7 protein-coding genes and 1 pseudogene are annotated in these 4,434 nt (G+C 63.6%); 7 read left to right on the plus strand and 1 reads right to left on the minus strand.

Translation table 11 applies throughout. The annotated features are described in order from the left end of the window. The coding region (locus tag IM632_RS12630) for a gamma-glutamyl-gamma-aminobutyrate hydrolase family protein (protein ID WP_296552415.1) at positions 1-507 on the plus strand (507 nt) is incomplete at its 5' end. Positions 508-617: 110 nt separating this feature from the next. Beyond that, positions 618-800: a 50S ribosomal protein L32 gene (gene rpmF / locus IM632_RS12635; protein WP_110450074.1), complete on the plus strand. Its 183-nt coding sequence runs from the start codon at positions 618-620 to the stop codon at positions 798-800. Between the two features lie 209 nt (positions 801-1,009). On the opposite strand, the gene IM632_RS12640 is transcribed toward rpmF, so the two are convergent. After that, positions 1,010-1,174 carry a hypothetical protein gene (locus IM632_RS12640; RefSeq protein WP_296484202.1) on the minus strand — a complete coding sequence of 55 codons (165 nt, stop codon included), beginning with the start codon at positions 1,172-1,174 and terminating at the stop codon, positions 1,010-1,012. Between the two features lie 246 nt (positions 1,175-1,420). Here IM632_RS12640 and IM632_RS14505 point away from each other — a divergent pair. The 5 genes and pseudogenes from IM632_RS14505 to IM632_RS12660 form a co-directional block, all read left to right on the plus strand. After that, a pseudogene (locus IM632_RS14505) lies at positions 1,421-1,561 on the plus strand (TetR/AcrR family transcriptional regulator); the annotation flags it as partial. An 18-nt stretch (positions 1,562-1,579) separates the two neighbouring features. Beyond that, positions 1,580-2,032 (plus strand): TetR family transcriptional regulator C-terminal domain-containing protein, encoded by a 453-nt coding sequence (locus IM632_RS12645; RefSeq protein ID WP_296497242.1) that lies wholly within the window; start codon positions 1,580-1,582, stop codon positions 2,030-2,032. Further along, positions 2,032-2,778, plus strand: coding sequence for an SDR family NAD(P)-dependent oxidoreductase (locus tag IM632_RS12650; protein ID WP_296484196.1), 747 nt, complete (start codon positions 2,032-2,034; stop codon positions 2,776-2,778). The genes IM632_RS12645 and IM632_RS12650 overlap by 1 nt, the downstream gene beginning before the upstream one ends. Positions 2,779-2,795: 17 nt before the next feature. Continuing rightward, entirely contained in the window at positions 2,796-3,404 is a 609-nt protein-coding gene (locus IM632_RS12655; protein ID WP_296552416.1) for a glutathione S-transferase family protein, read from the plus strand. 1 nt (position 3,405) lies between these two features. After that, complete coding sequence (locus IM632_RS12660) at positions 3,406-4,275, plus strand: haloalkane dehalogenase (protein ID WP_296552417.1); 870 nt, start codon at positions 3,406-3,408, stop codon at positions 4,273-4,275. Positions 4,276-4,434: the final 159 nt, after the last annotated feature.

Here is a 4,434-nt window from a genome sequence, read left to right on the forward strand (position 1 = left end):
CCCTATTTCGGCATCTGCTTCGGCATGCAGATGGCCATGATCGAGGCGGCCCGGAACCTGGCCGGCCTCACCGAGGCCTCCTCCACCGAGTTCGGCCCCAGCGCCCAGCCCGTGGTGGGCCTCATGACGGAATGGACCCGCGGCAATGCGCGCGAGACCCGGGGGCAGGGCGACGACCTGGGCGGCACCATGCGCCTGGGCGCCTACGAGGCGGTCCTGAAGCCGGGATCCCGCGTGGCCGCGATCTATGGCTCGGAGCACATCAGCGAGCGCCACCGCCACCGCTACGAGGTCAATATCCGCTATCGGGAGGCCATCGAGGCCACGGGCCTGTCCTTCACCGGCCTGTCCCCCGACGGCGTCCTGCCCGAGATCTGCGAGCGGGCCGATCATCCCTGGTTCGTCGGCGTCCAGTTCCACCCAGAGCTGAAAAGCCGTCCCTTCGACCCCCACCCCCTCTTCACCAGCTTCATCGGCGCCGCCAAGGAGCGCAGCCGGCTGGTGTGAGCCGGTCCGCTCCGGCTTGAATCCCCCACACGATTGGGGCATAAGCGCGCACCCCGACGCGCTCCGGTTTCCGCGGCCGTCCTTCCCCTGTCCGCCAGAGAGAGTCTCCCGTGGCCGTTCCGAAGCGAAAAACCTCCCCCTCGCGCCGCAACATGCGCCGCTCGCATCACGCCCTGGGGGCCAACAGCTATGTCGAGGACAAGGAAACCGGCGAACTGAAGCGCCCGCACCACATCGACCTGAAGACCGGCATGTACAAGGGCCGCCAGGTCATCACGCCGAAGGAAGACTAGGTCCTTCCGGAGCGACGGAGTTTTCGGGCGCGGCGCCGAAGGGCCCCGCGCCCTTTCTGATTCCCGGATAGTCGAGCCGCCGCAGCGCCCCCTCAGTCGGCTTCGCCGACAGCTCCCCCGCGGGGGAGCAATGGCTCCCCAATTCCTCCACCTGCAAGGGGGAGGTGGACCGCGAAGCGGGACGGAGGGGGCCTATTGAGTGGCCGCGCCTACTGCGTCCGCCCCCGCGCCTGGATGCCGGCGCGGCGGGCTTCCACGGCCTCCGGGGTCACATGCCGGTTGTGGGCCGTCGACCGCGCCTGCTCCAGCTCCAGGCCCTGGCGAAGCGTCGCCTCGTAGCCGTCGTCGATCATCGCCTTGTAGGTGATGTGCATGTCGAGGCGGTTCCTCCCCGGCGTCTGGTTGTCCGCGGAAGAGGAGGGGACCGCTATGTTCTGTCGTCACGCCGACGAGCAGCGGTTGCATCGTTTTCAAGTGGCGCAGTCGCAGCTGATGCGTCGCCCCTGTCGGGGGTTGAGACTTCCCAGAGAGAGTGGGAGCGCGGAGCCCGGGGCGGCGTCTTGGTCCCCATGAGAAGGGAGAGGTTGACATCGGGATAATACGTACGTACATATTACCGTATGAGCAGACCCTCAAATCGCGAACAGCTGATCGAGACTGGTGTAGAAACCCTGATGTGTCGGGGGTTTTCGAACGCTAGTGTGCGGGATATCGCATCAGCAGCCGGAGTCCCTCTGGGCAGTTTTACAAATCATTTCCGATCCAAAGAAGATTACGCGGTGGAGGTCCTCGACCGATACTTCGCGTCTCTTCAGGATGTGATGGCGCAAACAATGGAGTCACCCAACATGGCTCCCCTTCAGCGACTGGATGCTTACCTAGATGTGATCACCGACCTGATGAGCGTATCGGGTTGGCGATACGGCTGTCTTATCGGCAACCTCGGACTGGAGGTTTCGGGCTACAGCGAGCTGATCCGCACACGCCTTCAGGGCATCTTCGCCGACTGGCTTAGGCCCTTTCTCGCCGTCGTCGTCGATGCGCAACGCAGTGGGGAATTGCGAGACGACCTTTCGCCAGAAGAGGTGGCTGAGTTCCTGCTCGCGGGCTGGCACGGCGCAATTCTGCGCATGAAGGTCGAACGATCCGACGAGCCGCTCAAGCGCTTCCGGCGCATCATCGAGGTGACGTTGTTTCAGAGTGGCCGCCGTCAGATCAAGGAGCCTGTGTAATGGCGGAGAAACCCAGAAAAGCCGTGGTGGTCGGCGTCGGCGCGCTGGAGGGCCTCGGCGGCGGCCTTGCCCGGAGGTTCGCTCAGGGCGGTCACCATGTTCTCGTCGCAGGTCGGACCCAAGCCCGTATCGATGCGGTCGTGGACGCCATCCGCCAATCCGGCGGCGCCGCAACCGCAGTGATCACGGACGCCGCCAACGAGCAAGACGTTCAGGCCCTCATGGACATCGCCATGCGCGATGATGAAGACGGCGCCCCGGCCGATCTGGTGGCGTTCAACGCCGGAAACAACGCGCCGATGCGGTTCCTGGAGATCGGTAGCGACACTTTCGAGGCCTTCTGGCGGATGAACTGCTTCGGTGGGTTCCTGGTGGGACGAGAAGCGGCGAAGCGTATGTCGCCCCTCGGACGAGGAACTATCCTCTTCACCGGCGCCACCGGTTCCTTGCGCGGCTCGGCGGGGTTTGCGCATTTCGCTGCAAGCAAGGCCGGCCTTCGGATGGTCGCCCAATCCATGGCGCGCGAGTTCGGGCCGCAGGGCCTGCACATCGCTCACATCATTATTGACGGCGGGATCGACGGAGAGCGGCTGCGGACCCGCTTCGCCGAATTCATGGCGTCCAAGGGCGCCGATGGGGTCCTCAACATCAATGCGATCGCCGAAGCCTATTGGCAGATCCACCTGCAACACCCGAGTGCGTGGACCCACGAACTCGATTTGCGCCCCTTCAAAGAAGCCTTCTGATCAACGGAGATTCCGAGATGGAACTCGTCGGACCCTGGTTTTCACCATTCACACGCCGCGTTGGCATCACCCTCAACCTGCTCGGCATCGACTTTCGGCACAACGCCCTGCATGCGTTCGAAGAGAAGGAGCGGGTCAAGACCTTCAACCCGATGGGAAAGGTTCCGATCCTCGTTCTTGAGGATGGCGAGACGCTCATCGACTCGTCCGCCATTGCCGACTACCTGGACGAAAGGGTCGGCCCGGATCGCGCCTTGCTGCCCTCTTCCGGAAGAGATCGCCGGGACGCCTTGCAGATCGTTTCTGTGGCGCTCGCCACAATCGAGAAGGCGGGCGCGGTCTATTACGAATTCGCCAAGGAGACACCTGGCGCCCCCGCGCTCGACCGGGTCGATGCCGTGGGGCAAACCCTGGCCGGTCTCGAGCTGCTTGAAGCCGCCGCGCAAGACGGCTGGTTCGGCGGCCACCAGCCCAATCATGCCGATATCGCTTCGGTCGTAGCCATCCAGACTGCGCAGTTTGTGCTTCGGGAAGCGGTGGACATGACGCGTTACCCGAAACTTGCGGCCCTGAGCGCCCGTGCGATGGAAATGCCCGCCTTCACCTCAACCTTGCCGGCGATGTGACATGGGCTGGATCGAGAAGAAGCGGGTCTCCCTGGCCGGGTCCGACATGGCCTACGTAGATGTCGGATCGGGCCCCTGCGTGGTCTTGCTGCATGGCAATCCAACCTCGTCGTTTCTCTGGCGCCACACGATCACGCCGTTGTCGAAGGTGGCGCGGTGCATTGCGCCGGACCTGATGGGCTTCGGCGACTCGGACAAGCCTGCCGACGCCCTGCGGATTGTCGAGCATCAGCGCTACATTGAGAGATTTTTCGACGCGCTTGATCTGCAAGATGTGACCCTTGTCCTGCATGACTGGGGCTCAGCGCTCGGCTTTGACTGGGCTCGCCGCCATGAGAGCCGGGTGCGCGGCCTGGCGTTCATGGAATTTGTATGGCCCTTCCCGACTTGGCTGGACCTCAGTCCCGCCAGCCAGAACCTGTTCAGATTGCTTCAGGACCCGGTCGACGGGCGCAGGTTTATCATTGAACAGAACGGCTTCGTCGAAAACGTCCTGCCGGGTGGGCTCGCCCACCCGTTGAGTGAGGAAGACATGGCCGAATATCGACGCCCGTTTTCGGATCCGGCCAGTCGCGAGCCGATCTGGCGCTTCCCCAATGAACTGCCAGTGGCCGGACAGCCTTCCGACGTCTACGCCATGGCGAGCGCCTATCACGACTGGTTGCTGACGACAGATCTGCCGAAACTGTTTTTCTGGGCGGAGTCCGGTGCTTTGATCTCCCGCGATCGGGCGGGGTGGTACGAGCGTAACCTCACGAATTGCCGAACGATTCCATTGGGCCAGGGTGTGCACTATCTGCAGGAAGACCACGGCGAGCGCATTGGCGTAGAGGTCGCGGAATGGATCACACAGCGCAGAGACGCAGACTGAAGCCCATGAGGATCTCAACCTGAAGCGCCCACGTCGACCTGAAGACCGGCATGTACAAGGGCCGCCAGGTCATCACGCCGAAGGAAGACTAGGTCCTTCCGGCGCGACGGAATTTTCGGGCGATCGAGCCGCCGCAGCGACCCCTCACCCCGCTTCGCG

It is taken from the genome of Phenylobacterium sp. (assembly GCF_020402505.1).
Lineage (GTDB): Bacteria > Pseudomonadota > Alphaproteobacteria > Caulobacterales > Caulobacteraceae > Phenylobacterium.

Coding starts and splice junctions, on each gene's coding strand:
- IM632_RS12640 (WP_296484202.1), bottom strand. CDS start 1,174: ATGCACATCACCTACAAGGCGATGATCGACGACGGCTACGAGGCGACG.
- IM632_RS12650 (WP_296484196.1), top strand. CDS start 2,032: ATGGCGGAGAAACCCAGAAAAGCCGTGGTGGTCGGCGTCGGCGCGCTG.
- IM632_RS12655 (WP_296552416.1), top strand. CDS start 2,796: ATGGAACTCGTCGGACCCTGGTTTTCACCATTCACACGCCGCGTTGGC.
- IM632_RS12660 (WP_296552417.1), top strand. CDS start 3,406: ATGGGCTGGATCGAGAAGAAGCGGGTCTCCCTGGCCGGGTCCGACATG.